13 protein-coding genes and 1 riboswitch are annotated in these 17,275 nt (G+C 60.7%); of the genes, 9 read left to right on the forward strand and 4 right to left on the reverse strand.

Going from position 1 to position 17,275, the window contains the following annotated elements; all coding sequences use genetic code 11:
- Positions 1-264: 264 nt before the first annotated feature.
- From H7B90_RS09180 to H7B90_RS09195, 4 genes are all read left to right on the forward strand, one after another.
- Entirely contained in the window at positions 265-768 is a 504-nt protein-coding gene (locus tag H7B90_RS09180; RefSeq protein WP_185135558.1) for a CcdC family protein, read from the forward strand.
- A 291-nt stretch (positions 769-1,059) separates the two neighbouring features.
- Positions 1,060-2,517, forward strand: a complete 1,458-nt coding sequence (locus H7B90_RS09185) for a circularly permuted type 2 ATP-grasp protein (RefSeq protein ID WP_185135559.1) — start codon at positions 1,060-1,062, stop codon at positions 2,515-2,517.
- Between the two features lie 13 nt (positions 2,518-2,530).
- On the forward strand, positions 2,531-3,484 hold the full coding sequence (locus H7B90_RS09190; protein WP_185135560.1) for an alpha-E domain-containing protein: 954 nt from the start codon (positions 2,531-2,533) through the stop codon (positions 3,482-3,484).
- The gene (locus H7B90_RS09195; RefSeq protein ID WP_185135561.1) at positions 3,481-4,344 is read left to right on the forward strand and encodes a transglutaminase family protein; all 864 of its coding nucleotides are present in this window, start codon (positions 3,481-3,483) and stop codon (positions 4,342-4,344) included. The genes H7B90_RS09190 and H7B90_RS09195 overlap by 4 nt, the downstream gene beginning before the upstream one ends.
- Before the next feature lie 304 nt (positions 4,345-4,648).
- On the opposite strand, the gene H7B90_RS09200 is transcribed toward H7B90_RS09195, so the two are convergent.
- The 3 genes from H7B90_RS09200 to H7B90_RS09210 all read right to left on the reverse strand — a co-directional run bounded on the left by H7B90_RS09200 (position 4,649) and on the right by H7B90_RS09210 (position 12,133).
- Entirely contained in the window at positions 4,649-10,204 is a 5,556-nt protein-coding gene (locus tag H7B90_RS09200; RefSeq protein WP_185135562.1) for a SpaA isopeptide-forming pilin-related protein, read from the reverse strand.
- 42 nt (positions 10,205-10,246) lie between these two features.
- Positions 10,247-10,918: a class D sortase gene (locus H7B90_RS09205; protein WP_185135563.1), complete on the reverse strand. Its 672-nt coding sequence runs from the start codon at positions 10,916-10,918 to the stop codon at positions 10,247-10,249.
- A 222-nt stretch (positions 10,919-11,140) separates the two neighbouring features.
- Entirely contained in the window at positions 11,141-12,133 is a 993-nt protein-coding gene (locus H7B90_RS09210) for an aromatic ring-hydroxylating dioxygenase subunit alpha (protein ID WP_185135564.1), read from the reverse strand.
- Positions 12,134-12,305: 172 nt separating this feature from the next.
- Between H7B90_RS09210 and H7B90_RS09215 the strand changes: the two genes are divergently transcribed.
- The 5 genes from H7B90_RS09215 (at position 12,306) to gerPC (ending at position 16,978) form a co-directional block, all read left to right on the forward strand.
- A complete protein-coding gene (locus H7B90_RS09215) occupies positions 12,306-13,652 on the forward strand; it encodes a uracil-xanthine permease family protein (RefSeq protein ID WP_185135565.1) in 1,347 nt (448 codons plus the stop codon).
- Between the two features lie 182 nt (positions 13,653-13,834).
- A riboswitch (purine riboswitch) is annotated at positions 13,835-13,934 on the forward strand.
- Between the two features lie 88 nt (positions 13,935-14,022).
- Positions 14,023-15,456 (forward strand): NAD(P)/FAD-dependent oxidoreductase, encoded by a 1,434-nt coding sequence (locus H7B90_RS09220; RefSeq protein ID WP_185135566.1) that lies wholly within the window; start codon positions 14,023-14,025, stop codon positions 15,454-15,456.
- Between the two features lie 604 nt (positions 15,457-16,060).
- Complete coding sequence (locus tag H7B90_RS09225; RefSeq protein ID WP_246578577.1) at positions 16,061-16,273, forward strand: spore germination protein; 213 nt, start codon at positions 16,061-16,063, stop codon at positions 16,271-16,273.
- A 12-nt stretch (positions 16,274-16,285) separates the two neighbouring features.
- Positions 16,286-16,483, forward strand: coding sequence for a hypothetical protein (locus H7B90_RS09230; protein ID WP_185135568.1), 198 nt, complete (start codon positions 16,286-16,288; stop codon positions 16,481-16,483).
- A 48-nt stretch (positions 16,484-16,531) separates the two neighbouring features.
- Entirely contained in the window at positions 16,532-16,978 is a 447-nt protein-coding gene (gerPC, locus tag H7B90_RS09235) for a spore germination protein GerPC (protein ID WP_185135569.1), read from the forward strand.
- 20 nt (positions 16,979-16,998) lie between these two features.
- Here gerPC and H7B90_RS09240 read toward each other — a convergent pair.
- A partial coding sequence (locus H7B90_RS09240) for a putative sulfate exporter family transporter (protein WP_185135570.1) occupies positions 16,999-17,275 on the reverse strand: 277 nt, incomplete at its 5' end.

The raw sequence follows: 17,275 nt of genomic DNA on the forward strand, positions 1-17,275 counted from the left end.
TTTGCCGAGCACAAAAAACAAATCAGGCCCTCAGCCCTGTCGGCTGAAGACCTGAACGCATCCGTATAGGAGAACGCAACCGCAATATCGACATGGGTGACGACCACCCTCTCCAATCGTTCCTCATCGTGCCGGACTTTGTTCCAGTGTATCACACAATCGTCCCGAATCCTAATTTTCCCCTGCCCATGTCCGATTGCTCCGTTCACCCGCCGCCATTACAATAGAGAGAGCAGAAATTCCGTTCGAAAGGGGCATCTCGTCATGCCGACATCCGTACCTCACGTTCCGCAAATATTGTCCCTCGTCGCCTCGCTGCTGGCCGGCGTTCTCGTCATCGCGGTCCGTCTGAGAGGGACGAACAAGCCGACCAGCCTGCGCAAGATCATCGCCCCTCCGCTCGGGATGGCGACGGGCTTCCTCATGTTCGTCGTCCCCGACGTGAGGGTTCCTTGGCTGTGGGGCATCGCCGCATGGGCCGTCGGCGCCGTCTTCTTCTCCTACCCGCTGATCCTGACCTCCCGGTTCGAGGTGAAGGACGGAGCCGTCTATCTGAAGCGGTCCAAAATGTTCGTCGTCATCATCGTCGCCCTGCTCGCCGTCCGGATTCTTCTGCACGACGTAGTCGAGCGGCACGTGACGATCCCGCAGACGGCCGCGCTGTTCTTCCTGCTGGCCTTCGGGATGCTTCTCCCTTGGAGGATGGCGATGGTTCGAAGGTATCTGGCGCTCGAGAAGACGATCCCGGAGCCGCAGCGCCGGGGATGACCCCATTGTCCAAAAGCGAACGTTCGGAAGCGAGTCCTCTCTCAAGGGGATTCGCTTCTTTTTTGCGGCTCGGTTGTGACTTTAATCTAACATAATAGGGGATATATACGTAAGAATGTACGTAAAATTTGTTGTTTTTACGTAATGAATATTGACATGAATACAATCGGAGACTATGATTACAATCAATACCAATCCTCGCCGTGCTTACGGCCCGGGGCTGCGGAATCCCGCCCGAAAGGAGGAAAGGCTTCTCTCCTCCGAGTCCGATCGCAAGAGAAGCCGCTCCGCATGGAATTATGGAACGCGATTACTTCCTTATCCCCTTCGTCCGCCCGCTTCTATGACGAGATGTTCAACGGCTCCGCCGTCCGCCCTCATTACGAGAAGGTGCAGGCGATCCTCTCCCGTCTCAGCTTCGAGGAGAAGGCCGCCCGTCAATCGACGATGAACCGGCGTCTGCTCGAGGAGGGAATCACCTTCACCCTGGCCCAATCCGAACAGCCGGACGCGCTGGAGAGGACGATCCCGTTCGACTTCGTCCCCCGGATCATTCCGAGCGACGAATGGGACGTCATCGAGCGCGGCGTCAGCCAGCGCGTCCGGGCTCTGAACGCTTTTCTCCGCGACGTCTACCATGACCAGAACATCTTCAAGGACGGCTTGGTGCCGCGCCGGATGGTGCTGGGCAACCGCTACTTCCGGACGGAGATGATGCGGATGTCCGTACCGGGCGATGCGTACGTTACCGCTTCGGGAATCGATCTGATCCGAGACGACCAGGGGAATTACTTCGTGCTGGAAGACAACCTTCGGTCTCCTTCCGGCTTCTCCTATCTGTACAAGAGCCGATCCATTATGACCCACGATTTTCCCGAACTGTACTTCTCCTACTCCGTCCGCGGCATCGACCACACGCTGCATGCCTTCCGCGCCGCGCTTCGAAGCTTGGCTCCGAGCCGCAAGAGCGATCCGGTTATCGCGCTGCTCACTCCGGGAAGCTTCAACTCGGCGTACTTCGAGCACGCGTTCCTGGCGCAGCAGATGGGACTCGAGCTGGTCGAAGGAAGAGACCTCGTCTGCCGCGACCACAAGATCTACATTCGCGGGCTGAAGGGACTGAGGCAGGTCGACGTCCTGTACCGGAGAATCGACGACGACTTCCTCGACCCGCTCGCCTTCCGGCCCGACTCCCTGCTCGGCGTGCCCGGCCTCATGAACGCGTACCGGTTCGGCAACATCGCCATCGCGAACGCTCCCGGCACCGGCGTCGCCGACGATAAAGCGATCTACTCGTTCGTGCCGGAGATGATCCGTTATTATCTGAACGAGACGCCGATTCTGGCGAACGTGCCGACGTACTTGATGAGCCGGCCGGAGGAGAGGGAGTACGTGCTGGAGCGGCTCGACCAGATGGTCGTCAAGGAGACGTCCCTGTCGGGCGGCTACGGGATGCTGATCGGCCCTTCGTCGACCGAATGGGAGCGGGAGCGGTTCGCGGAGAAGATTCGCGAGAATCCCGACAATTACATCGCCCAGCCGACCGTTAAGCTGTCGACGGCTCCCGTCTGCATCGACGGCCGGCTGTCGTCCCGGCACATCGACCTGAGGGTATTCGCCATCCTGAACGGCTCGTCCGTCCACGTGCTTCCGGGCGGGCTGACGCGCGTCGCCATGAAGGAGGGTTCGCTCGTCGTCAATTCCTCGCAAGGCGGCGGATGCAAGGATACTTGGGTTCTGACGAGATAAGGGAGGGAGAGCCATGCTGGACCGGATAGCCGAATCGTTGTTCTGGATCGGCCGGTACGCCGAACGGGCGGAGAACCATGCCCGGCTGATCGACGTGCATTACCACGTTCGCGAGGATTCGAGCGGCGAGGACGCCGTCCTCTGGCGGAGGATGGCGGAGTCGATCGCGGATCCCGCCGCCTACGAGGAGAGATACTCCGAATACCGCGAGAAGGACGTGCTCTATTATCTCGCGCTGGACGCGACGCAGCCGAACTCGCTGATGACGTGCGTGGTCCAGGCCCGGGACAATCTGAAGAAGATCCGCGAGCGGCTGCCCTCGGAGCTGTGGAATCTGCTGAACGGCTTCTACCTGTGGCTGCGCAAGGTCGGCGTCGAGGAGGTTCTGGCCGAGCCTCACCGGTTTTTCGAGCGGGTGAAGGAGGGGCTCGCCTCGTTCCAGGGAACCGCCGTGTCTATCGCGCTGCGCGACGAATCGTGGCACATGATCGAGAGCGGGCGTTACCTGGAGCGGTCGGAGAACATCGTGCGCCTGCTCCGGACGGTGAGCGCCGCGGTCGCGGAGAGGGGAGGCTCTTCGTATTCGTACCTGCTGGCCGTGCTGCGTTCGGTCGGGGGCTACGAGGCTTACCGGAGGCTCGGCATCGAGGAGCTGTCGCTGGAGGACGTCGCGTCCTTCCTGCTGCTGCAGGAGAGCTTCCCGCGGTCCGTCCATTACGCGCTCGCCGCCTTCGAGACGAACGTGAAGGCGATGCGGGCGAAGGCGGACAAGTCCGGAACGTCGCTGGACAAAATCATCCGAATGGCAGGCAAAGCCCGCTCGGAGCTGAGCTGGCTGGAGAGGCAGGATATTACGGCGGATTCGGTCGACGCCGTCATTAAGCAGCTGCTCGGCGCCAACCGGCAGCTCGGGGACGCGATGGCGCGGACGTTTTTTTCCCCCGGCGGACGGGAGGTCATCGCATGAGGCTGGAGATCTGCCACGTAACCCGCTACCGGTACGCGGACCCGGTGACGGACAGTGTCAATGAGCTGCGCCTCGCTCCGCGCACGGACGAACGCCAGGCCTGCTACCGCCATACGCTGACGATCGAGCCGAACGTTCCTCTTCTGTCGTACGAGGACTACTTCGGCAACCGGGTTCATTCGTTCACCGCGAACGACCCGCACCGCGAGCTCGTCATCACGTCGCGCTCGACGGTCGTCACCCGGGACTCTCCCATCCCGAAAAGCGGAGAGGCCGGCTCGGCGGCTTCGTGGGCCAAGCTGCGCGGCGGGGAGTTCGCCGACGCGTACGCGGAGTACCTGCTGCCGACCGTCTACGCCTCGTTCCATCCGGACGTGTCCGCCTACGCGAAGGGGATCGGCGGGGAAGAGGACGGCGTGTACGGGTTCGTGCAGCAGGTGATGCGCCGCATCTTCGACGACTTCGAGTACAAGCCGCAGTCGACGGGGGTGCACACGACGTCGGACGAGCTGATCGGCCTCGGCGCCGGCGTGTGCCAGGACTTCGCGCATCTGGCGCTGTCGGTCTGCCGGCTGCGGGGCGTGCCGGCCCGCTACGTGAGCGGGTATCACTTCGTCGGGGACCTGCAAGGGCGCGACGCGGATTTCGAGCAGGCTTCGCACGCGTGGGTGGAGGCTTACGTGCCGGGGATGGGCTGGCTCGGCTTCGATCCGACGAACAACGGGCTCGTCGATTGGCGCTACATCAAGCTGGCGCACGGCCGCGATTACTTGGACATCGTGCCGGTCAAGGGCGTGTACCGCGGCACGTCGGACCAGCAGCTGACCGTCCAGGTGGACGTTCGGCTGGCCGCGGGGTGAGGGCACAGACAGGCTCTCGGAAAAGGGGATTCGGAAGTCCCGCTCATGGTTTCGATCCTTCGCAGGGCGCCGGTTCCGGACTCGTTGTCTAACGAGCTCGGAGTCGCTATTTAGCGTCGGAAGCCCGATTTTGAAACTCTAACCAACCTCGGCGATCTTATTTGGGGCCAGCAGCGTCTCCTCGATTCGTTAGCCGCCTTCCTTCATCGAAACGGGAACTATAGATAAAGAACGACGGAACGTAGCTCGCGCTTCGTTCCGTCGTTCTTTTGGGTTCAAACGTTCATTCGGCCGTTCGTCTTCTTTACCCTCTGGTCGTCCGTCTGCGGGCGAACCACCGGGCGGTCAACAGAATGAGCGCGGAGGCGGTCAGGATGTACCCGAAGAGAGAGACGAGCGGCATGGACTCGCCGGTCTTCGGGAGTCTGCCTGCCGCAGAGCCCTCATCCCCGCCGTTATCGGCTGCTGCTTGCGCCGGCACGACGTTGACTTCGACCGTGATCTCCTCGCCGTCGCTTGTGGCGACCGTGAAGGAATCCTTGCCGGTATACCCCTGCTTCGGAGTGTACTTCCAGTTGCCCTTCGCGTCCACGGTGACCGTGCCGCGGGCCGGCTTGCTGCCGACGCTGGCTTGGGCGCCCTTCGGAACGTCGACTTTGCCCTTAACGGAAGTGTTCTTAGGCGTGGTCACTTCCTTGCCGGGCTTATGAGGCTTGGGCGAACCCGGCTTCGTCGGCTGGCCGCCATCTCCCGGTTCGGTCGGATCGACCGGCGTCGTCGGCGTACCCGGATCGACCGGAGTTGTCGGCGTTCCCGGATCTACCGGGGTCGTCGGCGTGGTCGGGTTCGTCGGCGTCGTCGGATCTACGGGATTCGTCGGCTGCGGCTCTTCGGGAACCGGATCGGGACCGGACCCGGAGCTGCGCGGAGAGTTCACGACCGTAACGGCCGTATCCTGTCCATAAGCAACCGTGAATTCCGTATACTTCGTCTTGATGGCGTAACCCGATGGGGCCTTCGTCTCTTCAAAGATGTACTTGCCCGGTCTCAGGCCGGACACGTGGAGCTGTCCGTTCGCGTCCGTCTTCAAGTTCTCGATCGCGCGGCCCTCGCGGTCCTTGACCGGATTCTTGTTCTCGTCCAGGAGACGGAACACCGCGCCGCTCAGCTTCCGGCCGGAAGTGCCGGTTCTGACTTTGGTCAGCGTCACCGACCCCGTCAGGATCTGATTCTCGAACGTCAGCTGCACGTTCTCGCCGTCCTGGACGATCTCGAACTTCACTGGCGTCGCGTTCGCTCCATAACCGGCTGGAGGAGCGACTTCGACGAACTGATACTTGCCCGACTTCAAGCCGCTGACGATCAGCTTGCCTTCGGCATTCGTCTTCAGATCCTTCTGCAGGACGGCGCCGTTCTCGTCTTGAAGCTCGAACGCCGCGCCCTCCAGGGCGGCTCCGTCATAGGAATCGATCTTCTTCAGCTCGACGGAGCCGACGTTGCGCTCGTTCTCCATCGTAGCCGCCTTCGCGATCGTCTGCCTTGCGTCGATCGTGAACGGAATCGGAGCCGGATTCAGGCGGTAGCCTCTCGGCGCTTCCGTCTCGATCAATTGATAGTCGCCCGGAGTCAGCTCGGGCAGATAAATTTTGCCTTGGCTGTCGGTGACGAGGGCGGAAGACGCCGCCACGTCCTCGTACTTGTCGCCGTTCTTCGCCTGAAGCTTGAAGACGGCTCCCGGCAGCTTCGCTCCGGTATCCTTGTCGACCTTCGTCAGTTCGAAGGCCAGAACGCCCGCGTTCTTCCGATTCCCGAACGTCAACTTCACGTTCTCGCCGTCTTGGACGATCTCGAACTTGATCGGCGTCGCATCGGCCGCGTAGCTCAGCGGAGGGGCGACTTCGACGAACTGATACTTGCCCGACTTCAAGCCGTCGATCACCAGCTTGCCTTCGGCATCCGTTCGCAGATCCTTCTGCAGGACGACGCCGTTCTCGTCTTGAAGCTCGAATACCGCGCCCTCCAGTCCGGCTCCGTCATAGGAGTCGACCTTCTTCAGCTCGACGGAGCCGACGTTGCGCTCGTTCTCCATCGTGGCCGTCTTCGCCGCGGACTGGTACCCGTCGATCGAGAACGGGATCGGGGCCGGATTCAGGCGATAGCCTCTCGGCGCTTCCGTCTCGATCAATTGATAGTCGCCCGGAGGCAGCTCGGGCAGGTAGATTTTGCCTTGGCTATCGGTGACGAGGGCGGAAGCCAGAGCCACGTCGTCGTACTTGTCGCCGTTCTTCGCTTGCAGCTTGAAGACGGCTCCCGGCAGCTTCGCTCCGGTATCCTTGTCGACCTTCGTCAGCTCGAAAGCCCAGACGCCGTCGAACTTGCGATTCGCGAACGTCAACGGCACCGTCTCGCCGTCTTGAACGATCTCGAATTGGATCGGCGTCGCGTCTGCGACGTAAGTGATCGGAGGAGCGACTTCGACGAATTGATACTTGCCCGACTTCAAGCCGTCTACGACCAGCTTGCCTTCGGCGTTCGTCTTCAGGTCCTTCTGCAGAACGACGCCGTTCTCGTCTTGAAGCTCGAACACCGCGTCCGCCAGACCGGCGCCGTTAAGCGGGTCGAACTTCTTCAGCTCGACGGAGCCGACGTTGCGCTCGTTCTCCATCGTGGCCGTCTTCGCGGCGGTTTGCCTCGAATCGATCGTGAACGGAATCGGAGCCGAATTCAGGCGGTAGCCTCTCGGCGCTTCCGTCTCGATCAATTGATAGTCGCCCGGATCCAGCTCGGGCAAGTAGATTTTGCCTTGGCTATCGGTGACGAGAGGGGAAGCCAGAGCTACGTCCTCGTACTTGTCGCCGTTCTTCGCTTGAAGCTTAAAGACGGCTCCCGGCAGCATCGCCCCGGTATCCTTGTCGACCTTCGTCAACTCGAAAGCCCAGACGCCCTTCACGTTGGCGATCGTGAGCGTTCCCGTCGAATTGGTGAAGGAGATCAGCTTGCCGTGCTGGTATTCCTCGTCGATCAGATAACCCGAAGGAGCGGCAAGCTCCCGAAGGAGATACTCCTTGTAACGGATTCCCGGGAATACCGCCTTGCCTTCCCCGTCCGTCGTCTGCGTGCCGATCAGGGTCGTTCCGGTCTTGTCATAGAGACCGAAGACGGCCCCCTGCAGCCCCTTCGAAGCATCGGAGGCATCCACCTTGACAAGGGTCAGATCCCCCTTGCCCGGGGTGCTCGCTCCGCCTCCCGCTCCCGACAAGCTTACGATAATATCCGACTTCTCGCTCTGCTGAGCAGACCCGGAGGATTGGCCGGCGAACTTGGCGTCGTTGGTGACGGTCTCGCCGTCGTCCGCATTAAGGAACGACTTGTACTCCAGAACATAAGACTCTTCGATCGCTTCCTTGAACGTCAAGGCGAACGCGTTGCCCTGAACGTCCAGGGAATACTTGGACGGGTCGACTTCGCCCGCCTTCGTCGGATTGCCGTCCTTGTCTACCGTCGTCGCGAAGAGCTTGAAGGAATCCGGGACCAGTACCTGGTTCGACGACAAGGTGTCCGTCAACTTCGCGCCGGCCTCGACGAGGGATTGGCTGCGATTGATATCGACGGTCCAGAATGCGTAGTCTTGCTCCGCTCCCGTGCCCTGGCTGCCTTCCTTGTAGATGAACTCGTTCCCGTAATTCGGCGACACCGTCGCCGACTTGTTGAACAGCAGCGTGGCCGGATCGTCCTCATCGATCAGCGTCGCGTGATTCTTATACTCGGTTCCGACGCGCTGACCCTTCAGGCTTGTCTTGTACGTGATGCGGTAAGCGGAATTGATCTTTCCGAGCGTCAATTTGAAGCCGCTGTTCCCATTATCCTTAACGCTATAGTCGGCGTTATAAGGACCGGGCACGAGTGCTCCGGGGGAGACTCCGTTCTCACCGCTCGTCAAGTTCAGATGGCGCACTTCCAAGGAATTTTCAACGAAAGTCTCCGCGCCAGTATAGAAGTCTTGAACAATCGCGTTGTCGATGTCGTGAAGGTTGTAGTTCAAGTCGATCGTCCAGGTGATCTCCTTGGTGCGGGCGTCGTAGGAGCCTGTCTTGTTGCCGTTGCCCTGGGAGAACTGGTCGATCTTGGCCGTGCCGGTCTTGGTGATCGTCTTGGCCGTGCCGTCGCTCTCTTCCCAATCCAGCTTGGCTGTGTTCGAGTATTGGGATAGTTTACGGTCCGCGATCACGGTCGAATCGAAGCGGGTCTCGTAATCGATTTTCAGAGCGCTCGAGATCGGCTTCAGGAACGTGATGACGAATCCTTCCATGTAGGAAGTCTTCGGTTCGACCTTGTAGTCCTCGTTTACTTTCAAGGTGCCAATCTTCAGCGTGCCTGGCAGGAATTCCAAGCCCTGGTTCGCGGCGTAGGTGTCGGTAATGACGACCTGATCCATCGGCTTGTTGTCATTGTTCAAGTTCAGGGACCAGGCGATCGTCTTGCTGGCGTAGTTGACGGTCCCGTTGTTCTTCCTGAAAATGACCTGCTGGATGTTCCGAGTCGCCTCTTTCGTCTCGGTACCGAAGACGACCGTGTTCTTGATCGGGCGATCTGCAAAGACTCGCTCCTTCGAAGTCGTCTGGTACGCGATCTCGTAGGCGGAGTCGATGTCGTGAAGGAATTGCAGCGTGAAGGCGCCGTTCGTATCATCCTTATCAACCGTGTAGGCCGTGCCTTCAGCAAGCGCAGCCCCCGATCGCGTCGCTTTGCCGCTGGCGTCGACGGTCAGAGGGAATACTTCCAAGGACACAAGCTTCTCCAGCGGACCGAACGTATCGGTCAGCTTCGCGTCAACTTGGTCGATCTGCCGCTCGTTCAAGTTCATCTGAATCGACCATCCGACGGTTTGCGTCACGGAATCGTAGCTCGTCGTCTTCTTGTCGAGCGGCGGGATGTACTTGGCCGAGACCGAGTCGGAATCGGTCAGCTTCGTCGCGCCGTCTTCGGTCACTTCGGCCTTGTTCGTATAAGTCTTGTTCCCGGTACCCGTAATCTTGGTCGTGTACTCGACCTGATAGGCGCCATCGATGTCTCCGAACGCCAGGCTGAATTCGGTCGGCTTTGTGCTGTCGAATGCCGGAGTTGCCGGTTCTCCGACGACGGTCGAGCCGTCCAACTGCACGTCCAGTTTGAAAGCCTTGACGGACGCCGGGTCGATGGCGAGGCCATCGGGAAGCGTGTCCTTGAAGACGGCGTTCTTGATGCTGTCTTCCTTCATATTGAAGCGGACGACCCAATCGATCGAGCTGGGATTCATCTCTTTGTCAGGCGTTCCCGACTTGTCGATGTTGCTCGTAGCGGCACTCTTGAAGTGGACCGGGATGTTCGCATAAACGTTGCCGTCGTATTGGAACTCGATCTCTTGCTGCGTGCTTCCGGAGAGCTTGCTCTTGTTGAACTGTCTCCAGACGTAGAAGTTGCCGGTCAGCTCTTCCCCTTCGATCGATTCGTTGAAGGTGAAGGTCACTTGGCCTTCCGGCGTGACCTTGTACGTGCCGATCTCGCCGACATCGCCTTCGAGCTTGCCGGTCAATTCACTTCCGACCTTGAACTTGTCCGGCAGATCGAACACGAACGTGGAGCCCGCCTTATATTCGTGGTCCGCTGGAAACTTCCACGTGAAGTCGACTTGGACGCGCGCGCCCTGGTCCAGACGGACGTTCTGAATCTCTTGGCCGTCTTCGTCCGTGATGACGACGCTCTGAATCAAATTCTCGGCGATCGTGCCGGTATCCGCATGCACCTGGGAAGCGGGCAGGGGGAAGTTAAGCAATACGGCTGCCGCGATCAGAAAAACGAATAATTTCCGAATACCTCTCATCCTTCTACATTCTCCTCGACAAAATAGTTGGCAATTGCCCGCCTATACGGCAGGCTCCCGAAGCTCCGCGGTGACGATCAGCCGATGGGTCGCCTTCCGGATCGGCGTGCAGGTGATCAGCGTCAGTACCGAACGGTCTTCCGTCTGGTCCAGCACGGACAGCTCCTCCGGTTCGACGACCTTGGTCCCCGTAACGACGTACCGGTAAGTGCCGGCCGTCGTGTCGATGTCGATCTCGTCGCCCGGCGCCAACTCTCCCAACCGGTTGAAGTGCCTCCCCTTCGTCCAGCTGCGGTGTCCCGCCAGGACGAAGTTGCCCGTCTGTCCCGGCAGCCTGCCCTCCACGACGGTGCCGGCTCCCTTCAGAAGCGACTTCGCGTCCGCTCCCTTCACGATCGGCTCGACCAGGTCGATGGAGTCGATCCGGATAGAGCCGAGCAGCTCCAGGCCGTCCACCTTCTTCCACTGGGGGAGAGGCTTCTCGGCTGCCGCCGCGGCGGCGGGCGGAGCGGAAGGCTTGGGCGCTTCGGCCCGAACCGGCTGCGGGGCGGCCTGAATGCGAAGGCTCCAATCGCTCAGCAGCTCCAGCTGTTCTCTCTCTTTCGCCCGGTCCTCGAATCGGGGGTACGCGATCATGGCCAGCCCTATGAATACGGCCGCCCACAGCCCGATCGTCCATGCGTAACCTCTTCTTACCTTGCGGCTTCGACGCATTTTTTCATTTCCCACCATCTTTCTGCCTAAATTCGGGAATGACTGTGACATTTTACTACAGGCAACTAAACAATTTTTGAACGAAATAGGAAATTGGAGGTAACGCCATTCCTTGGGGAGACATGATAGAACCGTGCGCAAAAAAAAAATCGCCGAAAGCCCGCGATAACGGACGATCGGCGATTTGGCGCGAGAAGGAGAAGGGGGGTAAGCGGCACGACATCAAGCGGTGCCCAGCGCGACGCCCAGCTTCTTGAGATATTGGCGGTAGGCGATGCTGACGCGGTCGCACCGGAGCGACAGCTCGGCCTGCAGGTCGAGAGGCAGGTTCTCGGGCTTCTGATTTTCCACAATCGGCTTGTCCTGCGCGAAAATCATATCCTGGAACTCGACGATCTCCTCGTCCGTCGTGCCGGTGTCGTAGTTGAACGACAGGACGCCGTAGGCGACGGACTTCCCTTCGGCCACGGGGCGGACGGCGAGCATGATGGACATCAGGTTGCCGTTCTCGCGGTCCCGCTTCGTGAACCGCACGACGAGCGGGCGCAGAATCTTGTACGTGTAATAGACGTGCTTGGCTTGGCCGGAGCCGTCGGGATCGGGCTGGAAGACGGCGATCTCTTCCGAATAAGGGCCGTCCTCGTCCTCGAGCATCCGGTAGTCGCCGATCTCCGCATGATCCGGCACCCCGAGGTAGCCTTGGTGGATGAACGCCAGATGGCCGACGTCGAGGAAGTTCTCGACGATGCGCGGCGGATTGGCGGCGACCTCCTGCGGGCCCCAGACGACGTTCCGGAACCCGGAGCCGGCGTCGAATTCCGGATACGGCGGCAAGGAAGGGCGGCTGCCGTCCAGATTGACCCAGACGAGCCCGTATCGCTCCTCGCAGGGGAACGTCTCGGCCTTCGCCTTCAGCGGAATCGCCTGCCCGGCGGGAAGCTGCGGAATCTTGACGCAAGCGCCGTCGGCGCCGTACTCCCACTCGTGGTAAGGGCAGACGAGCCGTCCGTCCCGGATGCAGCCGAGCGACAGAGCGGCTCCGCGGTGGACGCACAGGTCGGAGAAGGCATGGACGCCTTCGGCGGTTCGGAACAGGACGAGACGGCGTCCGAGAAGGGTGACGCCGAGCGGCTTCTCGGCGACGTCGACGGCGCGAGCGGCGACGATCCAGTCGCTCGCGAGTACGGGATCAAGCTGCGGATGGCTGTGGTTCATGCGGAATGAGGCCTCTTTTCGTAGAGAATGTTAAATTTACGAACGATTAAACCTTACATAAGTTATATTGTACGTGAAATCTATACATTTTGTCGAATATCCTCTATAATCAAACGGTCAAATACGTTATTCATGGATGTTCACCTACTATGAGGAGGTCTCTAACAGCATCATGGAACGACAACCCGCCACAGCCGCCGCGAACGGAACGAATCTTCTGGTCGGAGTCGACGACAAGATCGGCGTCGGCAAAGCTTTCTTGCTCGGCTTGCAGCACGTATTGGCCATGGACTTGTACATCGCCCCCATTATTATCGCCGGACTGCTCGGCTTAAGCGGGGGAGACACCTCATTCTTCATTCAAATGTGCTTCCTGGCGACCGGCATCGGGACGCTTATCCAGACGGGCATCTTCATGCGGCTCCCGGTCGTGCAGGGACCTTCCTATATTCCGATCGGCGCCATGTCGGCCATCGGCGGCAAGCTCGGCCTCGCCGCCATGACGGGGAGCCTGCTGCCCGGCGCCCTGCTGATCGCGATTCTCGGCCTGCCTCTGAAGTGGTTCGCCAAGGCCGTCCGCAAGATCATTCCCCCCATCGTCGGCGGCACGGTCATCATGGTCGTCGGCGTCACCCTCATTCCTTCCGCGATGAAGAGCGTGTTCAACGCTCACGGCAACCTGGGCCATAACGTGATCGTGGCCGGCGTCTCCGCCGCGGTGCTCGTCGTCTGCATGCTGTTCGGCAGCAAGCTGAAGCGCGGGGGCACCCTGTTCCGTCTGCTCTCCGTCATTCTCGCCATCGTCGTCGGCACGATCGTCGCTTCCTTCTACGGAGCGGTGGACTTCTCCCCGGTCGCAGACGCCAAGTGGATCAAGATGCCCGAGCTGTTCCCGTTCGGCACGCCGACGTTCGACTGGAGCGCGGTAGCGACGATGGCTCTCGTCTATCTGATCGTCCTGATCGAGACGACCGGAACGTGGTTCGTCGTCTCCTCCGTCACCGGCAGCGAGCTGACCGAGAAGCGGCTCAACCGCGGCGCGTTCGGCGAAGGCATCGGCTGCTTCGTCGGCAGCCTGTTCGGCGGCTCCCCGATGACGGGCTACTCGTCCAACGCGGGCCTGATCGCCGTCACCGGCGTCGCGAGCCGCATGGCGATCATGTCGGGCGGCATCATCCTGCTCGTGCTCGGCTTCGTGCCGAAGCTGTCCGTGCTTATCACCTGCATTCCGGAGCCGGTCATCAACGGCATCTTCGCCATCGTCTGCGTCGCGATTCTGATGAACGGCCTCAAGGTCATTCAGCCGCTGAGAATCGACGACCGCAACATGATGATCGTCGGCATTCCGATCATGCTGACGCTCGGCCTCACCGTGTTCCCGGGCGACGTGCTGCAGACGCTTCCGGACTTCGCGAACTACATCCTGTCCTCCGGAACGGCCGTGGGCGCGATCGCGGCGCTCGTGCTGAACCTGATCATCCCGAAGGGGAAGGAAGCGTCGGAATCCGAAGGTGGATAACGCATTCGAGTCTGACGGGGATTAATGTTCGGATTTAGGTTGAAAACAACCTGTTTAAGCGGGGTTAACTTTCGTTTTACACTCCATTAACGAATGATTGGGCGAAGGTGCGCTTGACACGTGCGGCTAAAAAGAGTAGCATTGGGTTGCGCCGCCAAGCGACGCCTGCAATCTTATCGATGAACGCACAGACAACTTCCATTCGTATATCCCCGGCGATAAGGGCCGGGAGTTTCTACCGGGAACCGCAAATTCCCGACTACGACGGAAGCGGGATCCTTGTATCCTGCCAGCCGCCGCGGTCGGGAGTTTTTCTTTTTCTACGGCCATGGACGGCACTCGCCCACACTCAAGGAGGTTGACCCATCTCATGAACCGTTATGACGTCATCGTCGTCGGCGCCGGACCGGCCGGCATTTTCGCTTGTTATGAACTGACCCGCAAAGCCCCGGAGCTCAAGGTGCTGCTCGTGGACAAGGGCCACGAGATCCGCCGGCGCAGCTGCCCGATCCTCGAGGAGAAAATCAAGCTCTGCCCGCCGGCCGCCGGCAAGAAGGAGTTCGCCGGGTGCCTGCCCGCCTGCTCCATCACCGCCGGCTTCGGAGGCGCGGGCGCCTACAGCGACGGGAAGTTCAACATCACGACGGAGTTCGGGGGCTGGCTGACCGACTACCTGCCGCCTTCGCAGGTGCTCTCGCTGATTCGGTACGTGGACGAGGTGAACCTCGAGCACGGCGCGACCGATACGATTACCGACCCGACGACCGACGTCGTCCGGAACATCGAGCAGCGCGCGTACGCCGCCGGCCTCAAGCTGCTGCGGGCGCAGGTGCGCCACCTCGGCACCGAGCAGAACCTGGAGATCATGAAGTCGATCTCCGATTACCTCGGCTCGCGCATCGACATGATGTTCAAGACGGAAGTCGAAGACCTGATCACGGAGAAGGTCGAAGGCAAACACCGCGCGCGCGGCATCCGGCTGAAGAACGGGGAAGAGCTCTTCGCGGACACGGTCGTCATCGCGCCGGGGCGGGACGGCTCCGCCTGGCTGACGGAGGTGTTGAAGAAGCGCCGCCTGAAGATGTACAACAACCAGGTCGACGTCGGCGTCCGCGTGGAGACGTCGGACATCGTCATGCGCGAGATCAACGAGCATCTGTACGAGGGCAAGTTTATTTTCAACACGTCGGTCGGCACCCGGGTGCGGACGTTCTGCAGCAATCCGTCGGGCCACGTCGTCGTCGAGAACCACAGCGGCGTCATGGCCGCGAACGGCCACGCCTTCAAGGATCCGGCGCTCGGGTCGCAGAACACGAACTTCGCGCTGCTCGTCTCGCACAAGTTCACCGAGCCGTTCGACAAGCCGAACGAATACGCGCGGGAGATCTGCAAGCGGGCGAACGACCTGTCCAGCGGCGGGGTCATCGTGCAGAAGTTCGGGGACATCCTGCGGGGCCGGCGCTCGACCGCTGCGCGCATCAAGGAAGGCTTCCTCGAGCCGACGCTGAAGGAAGCGGTGCCGGGCGACCTCGGGCTCGTGCTGCCGTACAACACGATGAAGAGCCTGGTCGAGATGGTCGAGGCGCTGGAGAAGGTGACGCCGGGCATCGCGTCCGAGCACACGCTGTTCTACGGCGTCGAAGCGAAGTTCTACTCGGCGCGCCCGCAGCTGACCGAGAAGCTCGAGACGGAGATCGAGGGGCTATACTGCGGCGGCGACGGCGCGGGCGTCACCCGCGGTCTGGCCCAAGCGGGCGCGGCGGGCGTCTGGATCGCCCGCAACATCGCGGAGCGGTTGGGCTGAAGCAGGCCGCGGGAAGACGAGGGATGAGAGCAAGTGGAAGACGAAGCAAGTGAAGCAAACTGAAGCAAGTGCAGCAATGAGAGCAAAGGGAGCCTTCGGCAGCCGGAGACGGCGTGCCGGGGCTTTTTTATTTGCGCTTGCCCCTTCTTTAACCTTCTATAGGGTCGAGAGAATGTAACGGACACCACGGCCGTTATGGGCGCCAAATTCGCCAATTCCATTTTATCGGACACAGTAGACGGGAGAGGCTTCCAAGCGAATGAGGCCGCCTGCTCGATACGGACATCCGTTATTTTCCGGCATTAAGAATTAAAATACACGAACGCCCAGGCAAATGAATACACTGCATCACGAAGAGCGATTAACAGGGAACGGGAAGCGGATGAGACAGGCGAAGACGGCTTCCCCAGGAGTCCCGTGACGATGCCAAGAGCGCCGGGACTTAGCCAAGGCATGCCAAGACGTTCGCGGACTTCTGGCCTTGGCGGTTCCGAGACAGGCTCCCCGGTTCTCGATGAGACGCTGCGACCACCTTCGCGCCGCGGTTGCCGCAAGCGCACGCAACCGATGTGTCCGCAGTCCAACTGCGCAAAGGATGAGTTTAATGCCAAACATCTTTAACATCTTTAACATTCGAATCAACGAAGTCGCCACGGGCGGCAACGTCAACTTTGGAGACAACCTGCTTCGAGGCAATACGGCCAATTCCAAAGCCGTCGGCGGCAACACGGTCAACGGGGACGCCACTTCCTCCGTCAATACGGACCGGAACTTCGACCCGGATATTATCGATCAGGGCAACAGCAACCTTCTATAGGAGGTGCGAGCAATGAACTTCTATATTAACCATATTAAAATTACCTCCATCGCCAACCTGGGCAACCTCAACATCGGCTTCAATATTTTGACGGATAACCGGGCGACGAATATCGCGGAAGGCGTAAACGAACAAACGCCCGCCGAAGCGGCCTCGCAGGCCCAGGAGGAAGCCTTGATTCCGCCTCCCCCTCATCCCGTATCCGGATGATCGGCAGCCCGGACGTCCAATCGCGAACTGCAGGAAGGAGGCGCCCTCATGTACGACGCGAACGCTTATCTGCAATCCTGTTTTTACCGGTTCGAGCAGATGATCGCGCTGCTGGAGCAGAAGCAACGGGAGTTGGAGGCGGAGAACCAACGGTTGAGGGAGCAGCTGTTCGGACCGATCCTCGACGACTTCGGCGACCGGCTCCAGACTCGGTTGAAGGACCAACTGAAGGACCATATGGATAGCCGGCTTGATGAAAAGTTGAACGATCATATGGCCGACCTGAAGTCCGCGTCGCCCCCGAATATTACCTACAAAGTCCAGGAGCTGCACGTCAGCGAGCTGAAAGGCACGCTGAACATCGGCCTGACGTCCACCGCGAGTACCGAACAGCTGCGAGCCCTGTTCGAGAAGCTGAAGATCGATCCGGAGCATATCGCCGAAAATTTGCATTTCTCGCAGGATCCGGCGGGACGCGAGGATCGGGAGCGGTAGAAGCGGGGGCGGCGGACGGGTCATAACGCCAGCGACAGGTACGTCAGCGCCGACAGCAGGGCGGAGACGATGAGCAGGACGGCGAGCGGGCGCAGAGCCCCGCGGAGCTCGCGAAGGTCGACGCTGAGGCCGAGCCCGGCCATGGCGGCGGTGAGCAGCGCGGTCGTCAGCCGCGCCGCGGCGTCCTCCCAGCCGGCCGGGAGCGGCAGCCACGCGTCCGGCCGGGTCGAGGCGAGCAGGCTGGCCGCCAGGAAGCCGAGCAGGTACCACGGCAGCCGGCTCAGCCCGGCGCGGCGG

The organism is Cohnella xylanilytica, from assembly GCF_014212175.1.
In the GTDB taxonomy this organism is placed as follows: Bacteria; Bacillota; Bacilli; order Paenibacillales; family Paenibacillaceae; genus Cohnella; species Cohnella xylanilytica.